Below are 18012 nucleotides of genomic sequence, written 5' to 3'. Positions count from 1 at the left end.
TAAACTTGATATCCTACGAGATTGAGTTACAACGTCACTACGGCATTAATGGACTGATGCTCTACTATGTATTCTTGAACTTTCCTGTACTCCATCAAATTTGATGAAGTCAAAAGAATAGGCTTGTTGCTTGCTTCTGCCGCCTTAACAACCGCGTCAACAAGCTCTAGGACAGCTTCACTTTGTGGATCGAAGAGATATTCAAGCGATTCACTCAACCTATCAACCCCCAGTGTATATTGGGCTAAGTTTTCAAGATTGATGACTACACCATCAAAATAATGAAGAAGTCGATCTGCGAGTAACGCTGAAGATGGCACGTCCACAGTGTAGAGAATCTTAAGCCCGTTCAAGCCTCTCGGCAAACCTTGCTCAGCCAGTAGGTCAATAACTTTTGCGGCATCTGATAACGCGCGAACAAAGGGGACAACGATGTCAACTGTTATTCCTTCATCCTGCAAAACTTTGATTGCCTGACACTCTAACGCAAACGTTGCACCAAACTGCTCGGATGCATAACGAGACACGCCTCGCAAACCAAGTGCGGGGTTTACTTCGACTGCTTCTACCTTACCGCCTAATAGGGAACTAAATGCGTAGCTGTCGCCGTTACTCAAACTAACTCTAATCGAAGTATGCTGAGGGGTTACCGCCGATTTAACGCTTTCAACGAGAGTTGATACGAAATGCTCCTCTACAGACTGCTCTCCTAAAATAGCATCGATTGAACTCTTCTCTACGTCTGAGAGTTCTCTAAGATGTTTTTTAAATTCAGGATGATAAAACACATTTTCCATGATCAACTCAGCAAATGACACATATAAATGTGTACCATTTTCAGCGACACCAGTACTTGGTAGCGAGCTACCTAAAGTCAACGCGGGATGCAAACCACTAGAAGTATCTAAACTCATTACTGCTCCGTGCAATCTATTATTATTTGCTTAGTTCGAACATACCCACACAGGCCGATTTACACAAGGGCTAAGTACATTTTTAGCCTATGAAAATGCATAATTTTTCATTTTTACACAATTGCAATATGAAGATTATCGATAAGTAGTTTATTCCTAGCAGCGTTTCCGTTATCTTTAGCGCTTCGCAATAAAAAGAACAGGTTATGGTATGCCACTCAAAACCGATGAATTAAGAACCCAACCACTGGGTCCAATGCCAACTCCGGCAGAACTTGGGAGCGCACACCCTATCACTGACGATGTTGCTGAACGCATTGCTAAATCTCGTCGTCAAATCGAACAAATTCTTACAGGCCAAGATGATCGACTACTAGTGATTGTTGGCCCATGCTCTGTCCACGATACAGACGCAGCGCTAGATTACGCTGAGCGCCTTGCTCAAATTCAAGAGCAATATAAAGACGAGTTGTTTATCGTCATGCGTACCTATTTTGAAAAGCCTCGTACAGTTGTCGGTTGGAAAGGTCTAATTACAGACCCTAACTTAGATGGCTCATACGCTTTAGAAGCTGGTTTGAACAAAGCTCGTAAACTATTACTTGATATTAATAAGCTAGGTTTGGCGACCGCTACTGAATTCCTAGACATGATCACCGGCCAGTACATTGCCGACCTAATCACCTGGGGAGCAATTGGAGCTCGTACTACTGAATCTCAGATCCACCGTGAAATGGCGTCAGCGCTATCTTGTCCGGTTGGTTTTAAAAATGGCACAAACGGCAACATTAAAATTGCTATTGATGCGATCCGTGCTTCTCAAGCTTCGCACTACTTCTATTCGCCAGATAAAAATGGCCGCATGACAGTTTACCGTACAAGTGGCAATCCATTTGGTCACGTTATTCTGCGCGGTGGTGACAAAGGTCCAAACTACGATGTAGATTCTGTTAATTCTGCATGTGAACAACTAGCAGAAGTTGGGCTCCCTCAACGTTTGGTTGTCGACTTCAGTCATGCTAACTGTCAGAAGCAACACCGCAAACAACTAGATGTTGCGAAGGTGCTTTGCGAGCAAATCAAATCCGGTAAAAATCAAATCGCTGGTATCATGGCAGAAAGCTTTATTGTTGAAGGTAATCAGTCTATGGCAGACATCAACAATTTAACTTATGGCCAGTCGATCACTGACCCTTGTTTAGGTTGGGAAGATACCGAACGAATGCTTGCCCTACTTGCTGACGCAGTAAAATCTCGCTAATTGAATCTGAGGAGTAATTAACAATGCCATCTTTTGATATTGTATCTGAAATCGATACTGTTGAACTGCGTAACGCAGTGGACAATGCTTCTCGCGAGCTTTCTACACGATTCGATTTTCGCGGTGTCAATGCCTCTTTTGAGCTGCAAAAAGACGAATCAGTTCGAATGAATGCTGAAGGTGACTTTCAGCTTAAGCAAATGCGTGACATCTTACGTGGAAACTTAGCTAAGCGTGGTGTTGACGCTAATGCGATGGACGCGAAACCTGAAGAAGCCACAGGCAAAAACTGGCATCAAATCGTGCTATTTAAGCAAGGTATCGAGACAGCAATGGCGAAGAAAATCGTTAAGCTAATCAAAGATAAAAAGATGAAAGTACAAGCGTCTATTCAGGGCGAAAAAGTTCGCGTAACGGGTAAGAAGCGTGACGATCTACAAGCGGTTATTGCCGTGATTCGTGAAGCTGAACTAGGCCAACCGTTCCAGTACGAAAACTTTCGCGACTAAACAGATAACCATGTAAAAACGAAAACCCGCTTATTTAAGCGGGTTTTGTTTATTGAACTGTCGCAAGCGCTAGATGCAAGTCGCGTTGCTTGAGTAAATTATATTGGTTCGAGTCTGGTGCGACAAACACCACTACTCTCAGTTGTTCTTCTCTTGCCCGAGCCAGGCGCTCAGAGAGCTCGGTATCACTCATAAATGGCTCTCTCTCTGCATCTCGACGGACTAAGTCAATAAAGCTATAGGGGCATTCCTGAGGATGCAATACCAGCTCAGCTTGTTGCATCAATCGAAGTGCTTTCATCGGCAACATTTCAACGTCATTACCAAAATCAATCCAAGTTACACTCCCTGTATCTTCAACTTCCTGAGAGAGTTGCGTCTGGTATTGTGCCTCAAGCTCGGCTCTATCTTTTGCGCCATCAACCACTGATGATGAAAAGAATCGCTCCCAAAACTTCCGGCGCAGATCTACGCTTGGAAGCGCATTTTTAATATCCGAGCGTTTAGAGGCACCGAAATCAGCTAGCAGAGACAAATTTTGCGGTAGAGCCGCTTCTAACTTTTCACGGATGTTACGCACTAAAACAGGTGAAGCTCCACCACTAGAAATTGCCAATTGAATACGACCTCGGTTAATCATCGAAGGCGTTATAAAGTCGCAATAAGGTTGATCATCGACGACATTCACTAATATACCCAGCGCCTTTGCGTGATGGTGCACCTGATGATTAAGATCAGGATTGTCGGTGGTAGCCCAAACTTGGATATATTTTGAGTCCATGAGCTCTTGCGAATAGAAGTTTTGAACCCAAAGACAATCTCCCTCATCCACAAGATTCTGCAGGAATGGCTCAATTTGTGGTGACACAATAGTTACGACAGCTCCTGCTCGAATTAAACCATCAACTTTACGGCTCGCTACCTCTCCGCCACCCACGACAAGAACTGGCTTACCTTTTAAATCGAGAAACAGTGGAAAATACTGCATTTCATTCCTTGAATAATTCAACTAACTAACTAGCAGATACTACCAAAGTTGGGGCACTCAAAGAAACACTTGATTAAATCCGTATAATTTATCACCAAATTTAATACTATTTATAGAATTATATCTTAGCCTGTTTTTTAATCACGCTACGTTACAACTATGTAAACATGACACTTTAGTCAGTAACTCCTATTGCACTATTTTTGTGAACTCTTGCACTATTTACATTCACGTAACATTTCGTCATTCTAGTTACTGAACGGGTTTGTGAGTTCAGTCAAAAATCTTTTTAAATTATACATTTGAGAAATCACAAATCCTTTCCTACGCTTATAAATGGTTGATTTCCAAACAGAGGAATCAACTTATAAATACAGAAACACAACATATTTTCATTCGTTGTATCAGGTGTCACCTGGTTTAACATGGATCATACAGGAAGGATACAAATGGCAAATAAACTAACACTTCTTGCTTCAGTTGTAGCTGCATCTACTGCTTTTATGGCAACTAGCGCATCAGCAGCAGACAGCACATTAGACAAAGTAACTAAACAAGGTTTTATCACTTGTGGTGTAAGTACTGGTCTGCCAGGTTTCTCTAACCCTAACTCAAAGGGCGAATGGGAAGGCATCGACGTTGAATACTGTCAGGGACTAGCCGCTGCTGTATTGGGCGATAAATCAAAAGTGAAATACGTACCGCTCACTGCAAAAGAACGTTTCACTGCACTACAATCTGGTGAAATCGATGTTTTGTCTCGTAACACAACTTGGACTCTACACCGTGATACTGCGCTTGGTCTCAACTTCGTAGGCGTGAACTACTACGATGGTCAGGGCTTTATGGTTAAAAAAGACCTTGGTCTTAAAAGCGCTAAAGAGCTAGATGGCGCATCTGTGTGTGTTCAATCTGGTACAACTACTGAACTAAACCTTGCTGACTACTTCCGTAACAGCGGCATGTCATACAAACCTGTAGTATTTGATACGGCAGCTCAAACATCGAAAGGCTTCGATGCAGGCCGTTGTGACGTACTGACTACTGACCAATCAGGGCTTTACGCTCTTCGTCTAAACCTTCAAGACCCGTCTTCAGCTCAAGTACTTCCGGAAATCATTTCTAAAGAGCCTCTTGGTCCTGTAGTACGTCAAGGTGACGACCAATGGTTCAACATCGCTAAATGGACGCTTAATGCAATGATTAACGCAGAAGAGTACGGTATTTCTTCTAAGAATGCTGACGAAATGCTGAAGTCGAAAGATCCAAACGTGAAACGTATTCTTGGCGTTGATGGTCCTAAAGGTAAAGGCCTAGGTATCCGTGACGATTGGGGCTACCAAGTTATCAAACAAGTTGGTAACTATGGTGAAAGCTTTGAGCGTACTGTAGGTACTGGCTCTCCTCTTCAAATCTCTCGTGGTGTCAACGCACTATGGAATGCGGGCGGCTTTATGTACGCTCCGCCAATCCGTTAAGCAACACATAACAACAAAATGGGCGGTTTAGGCCGCCCTTTTTACAAAATATGGATTTGAGGTTATAGCTGTATGAAACCTACTAATACTGTTGCGCCTAAAGCGGATAACGGACCGTCTTCAGGTGCTAGCCTTATTTACAATCCCACCTTTCGTTCAGTCGTGTTTCAGATTATCGCGATACTCGCACTGTTCTTTTTCTTTTACACTATTGTCAATAATGCACTTTCGAACTTAGAAGCACGTGGCATTGCTACGGGTTTTGGTTTCTTGGACCAAGAAGCAGGCTTTGGGATTGGCCTGACGCTGATTGAGTATGATGAAACCTATTCTTACGGACGAACCTTTCTCGTCGGCCTATTGAATACTGCGCTCGTTTCCTTTCTAGGTATTATCTTGGCGACAGTTATCGGCTTTGTTATGGGGATCGCTCGACTATCAAACAACTGGTTAGTAAGTCGACTTGCCGCGGTGTATATCGAGATCTTTCGTAACGTACCACTGCTACTGCAGATCTTTTTTTGGTATTTTGCCGTGCTTCAAGCATTGCCGTCAGCAAGGCAAAGCTTAAGCCTCGGTGAAGCTATCTTCCTTAATGTTCGTGGTCTCTATTTCCCTGCCCCGATATTCGAGGCGGGCTCTGGCGTGGTGGTAGCAAGCTTAGTACTTGGTATTCTTGCATCAGTGTTTATTGGGGTTTGGGCACGCAATAAGCAACGTTTAACTGGTCAGCAGACGCCAATGGGTCGAATTATTTTTGGCCTAGTCGTCGTGTTACCTGTTATCGCTTACTTCATAATGGGCTCGCCAATTTCTGCTGAGTTCCCTGAGTTAAAAGGTTTTAACTTCCAAGGTGGTATCAGTATCATTCCTGAATTAGCCGCACTTTTGCTCGCTCTCAGTATCTACACTGCATCCTTTATTGCAGAGATCGTACGTTCAGGTATTAACGCTGTTAGCCATGGTCAAACTGAGGCCGCCATGTCACTCGGTTTACCCAAATCGCGTACTCTCAAACTCGTAATTATCCCACAAGCTTTGAGAATTATTATTCCTCCATTAACCAGTCAGTATCTAAACCTAACAAAAAACTCTTCGCTAGCAATGGCGATAGGTTATCCAGATTTAGTATCTGTTTTTGCTGGTACAACGTTGAACCAAACAGGTCAGGCAATCGAAATTATTGCGATGACCATGGCGGTTTACTTAACACTAAGTCTGCTGACTTCTGCGTTAATGAACGTATACAACCGTAAAGTTGCTTTGGTGGAGAGATAATATGAAAGAGCATCAGTTTTTGCCCGACCTCCCACCACCTGCAAACACTGTAGGATTGGTTGGTTGGCTACGTAAAAACCTTTTTAATGGCCCGGTAAATTCAGTAGTTACCATCATTCTTGCCTATCTAGCAGCAATGCTTCTTTGGAACATTGTAGATTGGGCTTTTCTGAAAGCTGATTGGATTGGTACTACTCGAGACGCCTGTTCTCGTGACGGCGCTTGCTGGGTGTTTATCAGTGTGCGCTGGGAACAGTTCATGTACGGTTTTTATCCGCAAGAAGAGCTGTGGCGACCTCGCCTTTTCTACATCACTCTAGCGATCTTTACTGTGCTTTTAGCGTATGAAAAAACGCCGAAGAGACTTTGGATTTGGTTGTTCTTTGTTAACGTTTATCCATTTATCATTGCAGCACTACTTTATGGCGGCGTATTTGGATTAGAAGTCGTAGAAACGCATAAATGGGGTGGACTGCTTGTCACTCTAATCATTGCTCTAGTTGGTATTGTCGTATCACTCCCTATTGGTGTGGCATTGGCACTAGGTAGACGCTCTGAAATGCCAATTATTCGCAGTATCTGTACTGTATATATCGAAATATGGCGTGGTGTTCCATTAATCACCGTGTTATTCATGGCATCGGTTATGCTCCCTCTTTTCCTTTCCGAAGGTTCAGAGACAGACAAGCTTATCCGTGCACTTATCGGTGTTGTAATGTTCAGTGCTGCTTACATGGCAGAAGTGGTTCGCGGCGGATTACAAGCCATTCCCAAAGGGCAATATGAAGCTGCAGACGCGTTAGGGTTGAGCTATTGGAAAAAGATGGGACTCATCATCTTGCCTCAAGCGCTAAAGATCACTATCCCGTCTATCGTTAACACCTTTATTGGTCTCTTCAAAGATACCAGTCTTGTACTTATCATTGGTATGTTTGATGTTCTCGGTATTGGACAGGCAGCAAACACTGACCCTGAGTGGTTAGGATTCGCAACAGAAAGTTATGTATTTGTCGCGTTAGTGTTCTGGGTATTTTGTTTTGGCATGTCGAGATATTCGATCTGGCTTGAAAACAAACTTCATACCGGTCACAAACGATAATTAGAAAGCTCAAGGACGTATTATGACGCAGCAACAAGATTACATGATCCAAATTAAGGATATGAATAAGTGGTACGGTGAGTTCCACGTACTTAAAAACATCAATCTAGACGTAAAAAAGGGTGAAAAAATCGTTATCTGTGGTCCTTCTGGATCAGGTAAGTCAACGATGATTCGCTGTATCAATCGACTAGAAGAGCACCAAAAAGGCCAGATCATTGTATCCGGTAACGAACTGACTGAAGATCTGAAAAACATCGAAGCGGTACGAAGAGAAGTAGGAATGTGTTTCCAACACTTCAACCTATTCCCTCATCTCACAGTACTAGAAAACTGTACTCTCGCTCCAATCTGGGTTAAAAAAATGCCAAAAGAGGAAGCAGAGAAAGTCGCTATGCAGTATCTAGAACGCGTTAAGATTCCAGATCAAGCAGACAAGTTCCCAGGCCAACTGTCTGGTGGTCAGCAGCAACGTGTTGCGATCGCTCGTTCTTTATGTATGAGCCCGCAAGTAATGCTGTTTGACGAACCAACATCAGCTCTCGACCCGGAAATGGTTAGAGAGGTACTCGACGTTATGGTTGAGTTGGCTGAAGAAGGTATGACAATGCTCTGTGTAACTCACGAGATGGGTTTTGCAAAAGAGGTAGCAGACCGAGTCATCTTCATGGACGCGGGAGAAATCATTGAAGAGAACAACCCTGTCGACTTCTTTGAAAACCCTCAATCAGATAGAACACAAAACTTCTTATCACAGATTCTGAGCCACTAATCACGGTTTAATCAATCACAAAGAGGCGACTTAGGTCGCCTCTTTTATTTATGTTATATTGTGTTACATCTTAGAAATTACTTAACATTCTAATTCTATTATTATTTTATTTACTGCATATAGCTTGGGGGCTTGATCTTTTTGGTATTCAGCCTCATAAATGTAGTTATAAACATAAAACCTTATGAGGAAGATCATGAACAGCCCTATGTTTACCCGCACTTCTACTCAAGAAAGTGCATTGCAAACAAACAAAGTACTGCGTAACACCTACGCCCTACTTTCAATGACTCTACTTTGGTCAGCTATTGTTGCTGGTGTCGCTATGGTGATGAACCTTCCTCACCCTGGTCTAATCATTACATTGGTTGGTTTCTACGGCCTACTATTCTTAACGGAAAAAAACCGTAACAACGGGATGGGTCTTGTATTTACGTTCGCACTGACAGGCTTCATGGGTTACACACTTGGTCCTATTCTTAACGCTTATGTTGGCGCAGGAATGGGTGATCTGATCGTAACTGCACTTGGTGGTACTGCTCTTTCATTCCTTGCAGCATCAGCGTATGCCCTAACAACCAAACGTGACCTATCTACGATGGGTGGTCTAATGCTGTCATTATTTGTCGTTCTGATTGTTGGTATGATCGCGAGCTTCTTTATCCAGTCAACGATACTTCATCTGGCTCTAAGCAGCTTGTTCATTGTATTCTCTACAATGGCAATCTTGATGACAACTCAAAGTATTGTTCGTGGTGGTGAAACTAACTACATCTCAGCGACCGTAACTCTATACGTATCAATCTACAACATCTTCGTGAGCCTACTTCAAATCCTCGGTATCATGAACGATGATTAATTAGGTAATTCCTGATTAAACAAAGCCCGAAAGGATAACCTTTCGGGCTTTTTCTTTATTTGAGTATTGTCGAATTGCTATCGGCTAGGCTACCCTAGCGGGTATCGTTGATTTTAGGTGTATAGAGATGTTCGAATACAACGGCAAACAAATAGAAACTGACGCTCAAGGCTACTTGCTTGATTACACTCAGTGGGAAGAAGGCATGATTGAGCTCCTAGCTGAGCAAGAAGGTATAGAGCTAACGGAGGCGCATCTAGAGGTTGTTCATTTTGTGCGTGACTTTTACGAAGAATTTAATACCTCTCCGGCTGTTCGTATGTTAGTTAAAGCAATTGAAAAGGAACACGGTCCTGAGAAAGGTAACAGTAAATATCTATTTAAGCTTTTTAAGCAGGGGCCAGCTAAGCAAGCAACCAAATTAGCGGGTCTACCTAAACCAGCAAAATGTTTGTAAACCTATAGGATTTTGAATCCTTTATAAGGTTTAAAAGAAATAGGCTCTGAAACGATACTTTCGACGCGAGACGTTTTGGGGCCAGTCTGTAACCAAGTTGCCATCATCGCCACTTTCTCCTCCTCTCCACATACAACAACTTCCACATCGCCACTATTAAGATTCATTGCGTAACCGGTTAAACCCAACCTCATGCCTTGGTATGAAGTGTAATAACGGAACCCAACACCTTGTACTAGACCCGACACTGTGAACTTCTCGCATTTTTGAACCATATTTAATACCTCAATACGTCGTACAGTGATATATTTATCATGTGTTTTTTATAACCCTCTACGGAACAGACAGGGTTTTCACGGAAATATAATTATGAAAGAAATACCATTTCGCTGGATTGACAAATATCTCATTCATCTAAAAATTCAAGAAAAGTTCTACCTACTTTTCGTTCTCCCCGTAATTGCTCTCCTTGTGCTCACCTTGGTGCTAGACAACGCTGCTGACAATATGCTTGACCACCTATACAAGGACGAGTTAGTTCTGATGCGTGATCTTATTGAGTCGGGCAATTTAAACCGTACGCAAGTTTCAAGTCTAATCGCGGGCTCTGAAACTGTCGCTATTGGTTCAGGCGTGGGCTCGATCTCCGTCAACAACGGCGAATTTAGTTTAGTTGCAATCCATAGCCAAAACCTATGGACAGCACTATCGACAACTCATATAACAATAATCGCAGTCACGCTGTTTCTCATTGCAATGGGTGTCTACTACATTATGACGTTCATTGGTGGAGCGATGTTCACAATGAACAAAGCTTTAACTACGCTTTCAAATGGTGATCTAACCAGCCGAATGAACTTCTTCAGAGTACGTGACGAATTCAGTGAAATTGCCATTACTATTGATAAAGTAGCAGAACGCGAACAAAACATGGTTCTTTCTATTCAAGAGTCAATTGCGTTAATGCAACAAATTAGCTCTGACTTGAACCAATCGAATCAACACAGTGCAGACATTTCAAACAGTCAGCAAGAGCACTTAAATTCTTTAGCAAGTGCAACTGAGCAAATGGCATCTACCATTAGAGAAGTTGCAAACCTTGCTCACGACTCAAGTGCCCAGACCGAAAACGCCCGCTCTGTTGCCCAGCAAGGCCAACAAAAAGTTGGACATACCTTGTCTTCAATTTCTCAACTTTCTACCGAAGTTCAGTCTGCGTCAGAAGCCGTTGCAGAACTTGATGCTAACGCAGCCCAAATCGATGAAGTTGTGACCACTATCAATGGCATCTCTGAACAGACCAATCTTCTTGCACTCAACGCTGCTATCGAAGCAGCTCGTGCTGGCGAGCAAGGTCGAGGATTTGCGGTAGTAGCTGACGAAGTTCGTGCTCTAGCAGGACGTACTCAACAAGCCACAGTCGAAATTCAGACTATGATTGAAGCGCTACAACGTAACAGCCAATCACTCACCAAACTCATGGAAACGACTGTTATCAATGCGAGTGAAGGCCAAACTCTTATGTCCGAAGTTGACTCAGAAATTGCCTCTCTTGCAGATAAGAACCAATCAATCTCTGACAGCAGTGTCCAGATCGCTACCGCTGCAGAAGAGCAAGGCGTTGTTGCAGATAACATTGCGGCAAGTGTAGAAGAGGTTCGAGTCCAATCTAATCAAGTCTGCGAAATGATCAGTGCAACTAACAACAACATCGATCAACTTCGTCGCCAGAGTGACACGATGGAAGCTTTACTCACTGGCCTGAAAGCCTAAATATCGAGAGCCGCCAATTGGCGGCTCTTTTATTTGATTTTCCCCTACACTTCCAAGACAATACCCCTCCTTTCAAATCAACCTATTGAGTAAAGCAATGACTCCAGCTATCTATCTAGTAAAAGGCCGTGATAAATCCCTTCGCCGCAAACATCCTTGGGTTTTTTCTCGCGGTATTAGTAAAGTTGAAGGAGAGCCAGCACTTGGTGAGACAGTTGACGTATTTGCTCATGACGGGAAGTGGTTAGCTAAAGCCGCCTACTCTCCTAACTCACAGATACGAGCTCGTGTTTGGTCATTTGAAAAAGAGCAGATTAACAAAGCCTTTTTCGTCAAGCGTATTAGAGATGCCTATTTACTAAGAGAAGATATAATTGAGCGCGACGGGCTCACGGGTTTTCGCCTAATCGCAGCCGAGTCTGACGGGTTGCCAGGCATTACGATTGATAAATACCAAGACTTCTTAGTATGCCAACTCCTAAGCGCTGGTTCTGAATACAACAAGAAGGCGCTTGTAGCTGCTCTGCTAGAGGTATTCCCTGGGTGTAACATTTACGAACGCTCTGATGTGGCAGTTCGTAAAAAAGAAGGCTTAGAAGAAGTTACAGGCGTTTTACACGGTGAAGAGCCGCCAAAATCTGTTGTTATTGAAGAAAATGGCGTGAAAATCAGTGTTGATATCATTGGCGGCCACAAAACAGGCTTCTACCTTGATCAACGTGATAGCCGCCAACAAGCGATGAAGTACGTCAAAGATAAAGAGGTCCTTAATTGCTTCTCGTACACTGGAGGATTCGGGTTGTATTCTCTAAAAGGTGGCGCGAAACGTGTTATCAACGCAGATGTATCTCAACCGGCACTTGATACTGCAAAGTACAATGCTGAGTTAAATAACTTTGATATTTCCAAAAAACGTGCGGTCTTCCTAAACGCCGATGTATTCAAGTTATTACGTGAATATCGAGACCAAGGTACCAAGTTTGACGTTGTGATCATGGACCCGCCTAAATTCGTTTCGAGTAAGAATAACTTAACTTCAGGCGCTAATGGCTACAAAGACATCAACATGTTGGCGATGCAAATACTGAAACCTGGAGGCACGTTACTCACTTATTCATGCTCAGGGCTAATGAGCTCTGACCTTTTCCAAAAGATTATCGCAGACGCAGCGGTAGACTCAGGACGCCAGGTAAAATTCGTAGAACGTTTTGAACAAGCGGCTGACCACCCTATAGACTCTGCCTATCCAGAAGGCTTCTATCTCAAAGGCTTTGCTTGTAAAGTTTTATAATTATTGTTCTTCGTCTATGTAATCCGACAGTTACAACAAGATAAACAAATCGAAAAAAGCCTCGCTAATATAGCGAGGCTTTTTATTATGGATGTTAACTGGGCTAACAGCAGCCCAGTTGTCACATACCTAGTCTTTTAAGTGACTGAGATTATCCATAAGACTGTTAGTAACGTCAGCAGCTGATGCTCCATCAAAGTCGATAGTTAACGTTTGTCCACCTTTCACAATGGTCAAATGAGATGCGCTCTGATCGTCCGTTACCGTAATGGAAACATCACCAACTTGTCCGTGGAAGTCGCCACTTCCTAAATCAATTAGCAACTGGCTGATGTCATCATTAGATAAGTCTTCAAACAAGTCACTAACATCAATAGAGTCACCTTCAGTAACATTAAAATCAGTCACACGATCTGTTGATGATTCCATCTCAGTCCACATGAAGATATCCGCATCATCTCCACCGGTTAGGATGTCATTACCTAAACCACCGACTAAGATATCCTTGCCTTCACCGCCATCTAGGGTATCACTACCACCATGACCGAATAAGATATCATCACCTTCTCCGCCATTAAGAACATCTGACTTGTCTCCAGCATGGCTTTGATCAAACTCCTGGATGTTATCTTTTACATAGTTGTGAATATCTTCAGCATCAACTGTTGAGATGTCTTGACCTGTTTGGCTAGCAACATGTGATTGAATTGCGCTCAACCCTTGTTCGTTAGTACCAAATTCAATCAAATCACCTAACAAGATATCATCGCCTTCACCTCCACTTAGTGTATCTTCACCTTGTTTCAGTGGGACATCTTGACCAAGAATTGTCTCGGCAAGTTTAGTAACATCAATATGCGAGTCAACAACACCGTCTGTATCATATTGCTGTAGTGTGCTTTCGCTAACACCACTGCCAATACCAATTGCCTCTACCGTCGACAACGCTGCCAGCACTTGATACATATGCTGAGCTTGCACTGAATTAGTACCTTCATCGTCATAGTATAAATTGCCGTAAGATGAATCGATATCACCTATTTTCTGACCAGTAAATGGAGAGTAAATACGGCCGTAACTATCAATTAGAACGTTACCTTTGTAGTTAACGGTCTGACCATAGCTGTAGTTGAAGTCATTCACAATGTCCTCTAACGTCACCAATTCACCGTTTGCATCTACATCCAAAATCACTTTAGAGAATTGATTTTGAGGTATGTCGTCAAGATCTGTATGCCTATTCGGTTGTCCATCTGTAATAAAGTAAGTGATATTCTGACCGTTTGGATTCGGCTGCCCACCAAACCAATCTACCGCTGACTGCAAACCGGATTCATAGTTTGTCGCACCGTTACCCTGGTTTTCAATCGTATTAAGCTGCGTGACAAAATCTTGTCTTGCCGTTGGTGAGCTTAAATCCACAGAAACGATAAAGGTTGCACCTGTAGCGAACTCAGTTAATAGAACATTAACTGTACCTGGCTGAGAGCCCTGTGTCGCTGCAGCTTGTAGCTCATCAAATACATCTAGTATCTCTTGTTTTGCTGTACCAACCCAGCTACCCATACTACCTGATGTATCAAGTACAAACGCAATGTTGTAATCTTCACCAGCAATTATCTCAATACCCTGAACATCGCCAACAATCAAATCATGATCCGCAGTGCCTGCAATTGTATCATCGCCATGAGAGCCAGATTCCATTACGTAATCACGCGCTGTGACATCAACAGTTTCAGTGGTAGATGCACTATCACTATTTGATGACTCTACCGACGTTGCGGTTACACTTAGTGGGAAGTCGAGGCTACCCTCGTAGTCAAACGGTACCTTAATATCAAATGAAGCATTACCATTCGCATCGATTGGCACAAGGAACGTACCGTCTGCCTCAGCGTCAATAGCTTGCCCATTAACATAGACTTCAATGCCTTCAGGAAGGCCATCTACTGTAACTGTCTGAACCAAGCTTTCGCTTCCATCTGTATCAACGAGATCTACGTCAACATCAACTGGAATCATTCTGTCTTGAAGCACTTCGTATGTACCATCAGGATTAAGCTCAATAATCTTATCGGCAAATACAACACGTTCAATTTCATACAGATGGTCACCGCGGTCTTCTTGACCTGTATGGTCATTCACTGAGTCGACAGAATTAGTATCTAATACAATCCAGTATGGAACACCACCTCCATGGTTGTCTTTGAAGGTAAACTTGTAGTCTTCAAAGTTTCCAGATAGATAAACGGTGTCTGTACCATCATGGGCAGTGTTACTTGTCGCATCATCGCCATAGAATGAATCGTTTTGCGCACCACCAACGAACGTGTCATCACCACCACCACCATACATAGTGTCGACGTTGTTTCCACCTACAAAGAGCGTATCGGTGTCACTATAGTCAGTGTTACTACCTTGATGAGAAGGTAAAGAATTATCTAGACCCATTTCAATAGCAAGAGCGTTGTTTTCAGCTTCTGTGTTTCCTACCGCGGCAATTACATCAGCGTGATGGGATGAAGTCGCATCCGATTTAACCATTTCGCCAAGCGTAATCTTAACAGTTGGTGCATCAGCCACAGCGATAACGTCTATATCTAAGCTTTCTGTCGCTCCTGTATTCGTTGTGTAGGTAATCGTTGGAACATCACCAGACCAATGTGTTGATGGCTCGAAACTATAGCTACCATCTTGATTCATTACCAAGATACCAGCATCGATAGAAACCGTTTGGCCGGCCGCATAATCAGTTCCATCAACAGTAATAAAGTCAACCTGAAGAACATTGTCTCCATCAGTGTCATTTTCTAATACATTGCCTTGCAACGTATTATCTTCATTAACAGTTCCAGTATCAGCTACTGTATTCGTTGCCAAGTTCTCATGAACAATTACATTGATCGTTGCGTGTGACTGAGCTGAGTCTCCATTCGAATCCTCAGTGCTTGTCGCAGTAACGAATATAGTAAAGTCGTCGTGGCTTCCTGGAGGAGGAGTGACAGTAAGTGAGTCAAGTGACCACCCCGTAACATCTACTGCCTCATTCGCGCTACTGATTGTGACTGACGTATTACCATCCGAAATAGTTGCGCCAACAGGCAGCCCTGCCAACGTTACAGCTAATGATTCTGACCCGTCGGTATCACTCAAACTCGCACGGATTTCAGACAGCGGAATTTCAGTATCTTGAAGTCCTTCATTAACTTCATACGTTTCATAAAACTCGACACCGTTCACTTCCTTAAGCTCAGAAGTTCGGACGTCTGCGTTATCTAGCGCGCTCTCATCACTAACGATATAAAGGTTACTATTGCTCAAGTCGACAGGTGCATTACCGTCTATGGAAACATTTACGTTGTAGTTCCCTGCACCACTCTGGTTATGATGATAAATTTCTATTGGGTAGAAGCCAGATACCGAAGGAACGAAGGCTCCACCTTTAATGTCACCACTATCATTTCCCCATCTAGCTTCATCGACTAAAACTCCCCCAATCGTAATCGCCATGCTATCGTCAGCTGTTCCGACAAAATCATAGCTAGTTCCCGCTTCAAGGTATACCAACGCTGTAACTAACACAGCCTCATCTTGTAGTGTTGCGTTTGTACCAGTGTCTTCAACATTTGCAGTCGTTGATTGCACGCCGTTTGTTGGATCAAGTGCATCCATAGCATCAATGAGCACAAGACCAGCAACACCGAGGCCATTGTGTCCACCAATATTAACGTTATTCCAAGTTGTAACGTTAAACTCTTGTTGAGGTAACGCTAGCCCAGGCGTTACCGTAGCAAGGTTTGGTTTGTCTGCTACCGGTGTAACGTCAATAGTTAGTGTCGACTCTTGTCCTTCGTCTTGACCATCAGTTGGTTTAAACCCAATTTGCGCATAGTCAGATGATTGATCACCTACATTTGAACCACCGAAGCTATCATCACCAGATTCATTGTAATCAGGAGTGAAACGAACTTCATTTGAATCAAATTGATCTTTGCTCAGCTCTTGTCCCTGCTGGACTGCTTGCCAAACACCTTGAGCATCTTGATACTCCAACACGCCGTCAACTGGTAATGACGTTATAACAACTGATAAAGATGCTTCTGGCGAGTCAACGTCTGATATCCCGAATGATGACCATGCAAGAATCAAGTCCACACCTTGAGCATCCTCCGCAATTGTCACCGCTGAAGGTGAAGCTTCCGGCGCATCGTTAACATTCGTCAACGTAACCTCTACCACAGCGGTGTCTTCACCGCCAGTTCCATCGATGACTTTGACGTTTAACGTATAATCCCCCAAATGAGCATCATCGATTGTTTGATTTAGAGTGATATCACCACTTACAGGGTCGATATCAAATAATCCATTGCTCAACGAGCCATCGGCAAAACTATAGCGCAGGTCATCATTATCTTGATCTTCGGCCACGACAGTGCCAACAACTGTTCCACTTGTAGAGTTCTCATTTACAGACCCGAAATCATAACTATCAGCATTTGGCGCATCGCCGGCAGCGTCACCATCTGAAATGAATTCAGGAGCGTGTTGAGCGTCTTCCACGCTCACGGTTGCTTGAGACGCGTTGCTGTCAATCGTTGAGCCTGCGCCGCTGGTGCCCACTAGGGTGATGTCTAAGTCTTCCGCCCCTTCGTAGATGCCGTCATCCAGCGTCTCGATGTCTAATGGAGCCGACGTTTGACCCGCTGGGATCGTCACGGTGTACGTCGTTGGCGCCGTGTAGTCGTTGCCATCCACATCGCCACCAATGGTGAACGTCACCACCACGTCTTCCTCCGCCGCTTGGTCGATGCTCACCGTGAAGCTTGCATCGCTCCCTTCAGTCACGCTGTCAGCGTCGGCACTGATGCTCACTATTGGCGCATTCTGAGCGTCGATAATATTAGCTCCAGCTGTAGCCTGACCATTTGACGTCACGTTGTTCGATTCAGTCACCACAAGACCAAAGGTCTCGTCACCTTCGTAAACCGTATCGTCCGTGGTTGGGATGGTCACGGTAATGTCGGTGATACCCGCTGGAATGGTTACGTTACCGCTGCCATCCACCGTCAGAGTTTGCGTCTGGTTATTGCTATCGACGTAGGTCACGACCATATCGCCGATATCATCCGCTTCAGCCGTGTAACCGTCTGTGGTTGGAGCAAGGTTCACCACCACTGACGCTTCGGTTTCATTTGACAGCGATACAGTGAACACTGCGTCGGTGCCTTCATTCACGTCGCCACCACCGGTTACCGTCAGCTCAGGCTTATCGTTGTCAGGTGTACCCGGACCTGGGCCCGTACCGTCGTCTTTGATGGTCGCGGTACCCGTCG

The 18012-nt window shown here is 43.8% G+C and carries 14 protein-coding genes; 10 read left to right on the top strand and 4 right to left on the bottom strand.

All coding sequences use genetic code 11. The features are described from left to right. Nucleotides 1–26: 26 nt before the first annotated feature. A complete protein-coding gene (locus AC4MRV_RS13175; protein WP_491187792.1) occupies nucleotides 27–914 on the bottom strand; it encodes a putative PEP-binding protein in 888 nt (295 codons plus the stop codon). 211 nt (nucleotides 915–1125) lie between these two features. Between AC4MRV_RS13175 and AC4MRV_RS13170 the strand changes: the two genes are divergently transcribed. Then, complete coding sequence (locus AC4MRV_RS13170) at nucleotides 1126–2175, top strand: 3-deoxy-7-phosphoheptulonate synthase (RefSeq protein ID WP_491187791.1); 1050 nt, start codon at nucleotides 1126–1128, stop codon at nucleotides 2173–2175. Nucleotides 2176–2198: 23 nt separating this feature from the next. Beyond that, complete coding sequence (locus AC4MRV_RS13165; protein ID WP_491187790.1) at nucleotides 2199–2684, top strand: YajQ family cyclic di-GMP-binding protein; 486 nt, start codon at nucleotides 2199–2201, stop codon at nucleotides 2682–2684. Nucleotides 2685–2733: 49 nt separating this feature from the next. Here AC4MRV_RS13165 and AC4MRV_RS13160 read toward each other — a convergent pair whose 3' ends face one another. Then, complete coding sequence (locus AC4MRV_RS13160) at nucleotides 2734–3672, bottom strand: precorrin-2 dehydrogenase/sirohydrochlorin ferrochelatase family protein (protein WP_491187789.1); 939 nt, start codon at nucleotides 3670–3672, stop codon at nucleotides 2734–2736. A 449-nt stretch (nucleotides 3673–4121) separates the two neighbouring features. On the opposite strand from AC4MRV_RS13160, the gene AC4MRV_RS13155 reads away from it, so the two are divergent. The 6 genes from AC4MRV_RS13155 (at nucleotide 4122) to AC4MRV_RS13130 (ending at nucleotide 9615) form a co-directional block, all read left to right on the top strand. Further along, nucleotides 4122–5150 (top strand): amino acid ABC transporter substrate-binding protein, encoded by a 1029-nt coding sequence (locus AC4MRV_RS13155; protein ID WP_491187788.1) that lies wholly within the window; start codon nucleotides 4122–4124, stop codon nucleotides 5148–5150. A gap of 72 nt (nucleotides 5151–5222) precedes the next feature. After that, the gene (locus AC4MRV_RS13150) at nucleotides 5223–6428 is read left to right on the top strand and encodes an amino acid ABC transporter permease (RefSeq protein WP_491187787.1); all 1206 of its coding nucleotides are present in this window, start codon (nucleotides 5223–5225) and stop codon (nucleotides 6426–6428) included. Nucleotide 6429: 1 nt separating this feature from the next. Further along, entirely contained in the window at nucleotides 6430–7527 is a 1098-nt protein-coding gene (locus AC4MRV_RS13145) for an amino acid ABC transporter permease (RefSeq protein ID WP_491187786.1), read from the top strand. A gap of 22 nt (nucleotides 7528–7549) precedes the next feature. Next, complete coding sequence (locus AC4MRV_RS13140) at nucleotides 7550–8299, top strand: amino acid ABC transporter ATP-binding protein (protein WP_491187785.1); 750 nt, start codon at nucleotides 7550–7552, stop codon at nucleotides 8297–8299. Nucleotides 8300–8495: 196 nt separating this feature from the next. Then, nucleotides 8496–9158, top strand: a complete 663-nt coding sequence (locus tag AC4MRV_RS13135; RefSeq protein WP_491187784.1) for a Bax inhibitor-1/YccA family protein — start codon at nucleotides 8496–8498, stop codon at nucleotides 9156–9158. 127 nt (nucleotides 9159–9285) lie between these two features. Further along, the gene (locus tag AC4MRV_RS13130; RefSeq protein WP_491187783.1) at nucleotides 9286–9615 is read left to right on the top strand and encodes a TusE/DsrC/DsvC family sulfur relay protein; all 330 of its coding nucleotides are present in this window, start codon (nucleotides 9286–9288) and stop codon (nucleotides 9613–9615) included. A 2-nt stretch (nucleotides 9616–9617) separates the two neighbouring features. Here the strand turns inward: AC4MRV_RS13130 and yccX are convergent, their stop codons facing one another. Then, nucleotides 9618–9890 carry an acylphosphatase gene (gene yccX, locus AC4MRV_RS13125; RefSeq protein WP_491187782.1) on the bottom strand — a complete coding sequence of 91 codons (273 nt, stop codon included), beginning with the start codon at nucleotides 9888–9890 and terminating at the stop codon, nucleotides 9618–9620. Nucleotides 9891–9984: 94 nt separating this feature from the next. On the opposite strand from yccX, the gene AC4MRV_RS13120 reads away from it, so the two are divergent. Both AC4MRV_RS13120 and AC4MRV_RS13115 read left to right on the top strand, forming a co-directional pair. Then, nucleotides 9985–11388, top strand: a complete 1404-nt coding sequence (locus tag AC4MRV_RS13120) for a methyl-accepting chemotaxis protein (RefSeq protein WP_491187781.1) — start codon at nucleotides 9985–9987, stop codon at nucleotides 11386–11388. Between the two features lie 97 nt (nucleotides 11389–11485). Then, a complete protein-coding gene (locus AC4MRV_RS13115) occupies nucleotides 11486–12679 on the top strand; it encodes a class I SAM-dependent methyltransferase (protein WP_491187780.1) in 1194 nt (397 codons plus the stop codon). Between the two features lie 129 nt (nucleotides 12680–12808). Here AC4MRV_RS13115 and AC4MRV_RS13110 read toward each other — a convergent pair. Further along, nucleotides 12809–18012: cadherin domain-containing protein (locus AC4MRV_RS13110; RefSeq protein WP_491187779.1), on the bottom strand; the 5204-nt coding region annotated here is incomplete at its 5' end.

This window comes from Vibrio sp., assembly GCF_984391705.1.
This window is presented reverse-complemented; position numbering and strand designations above follow the sequence as displayed.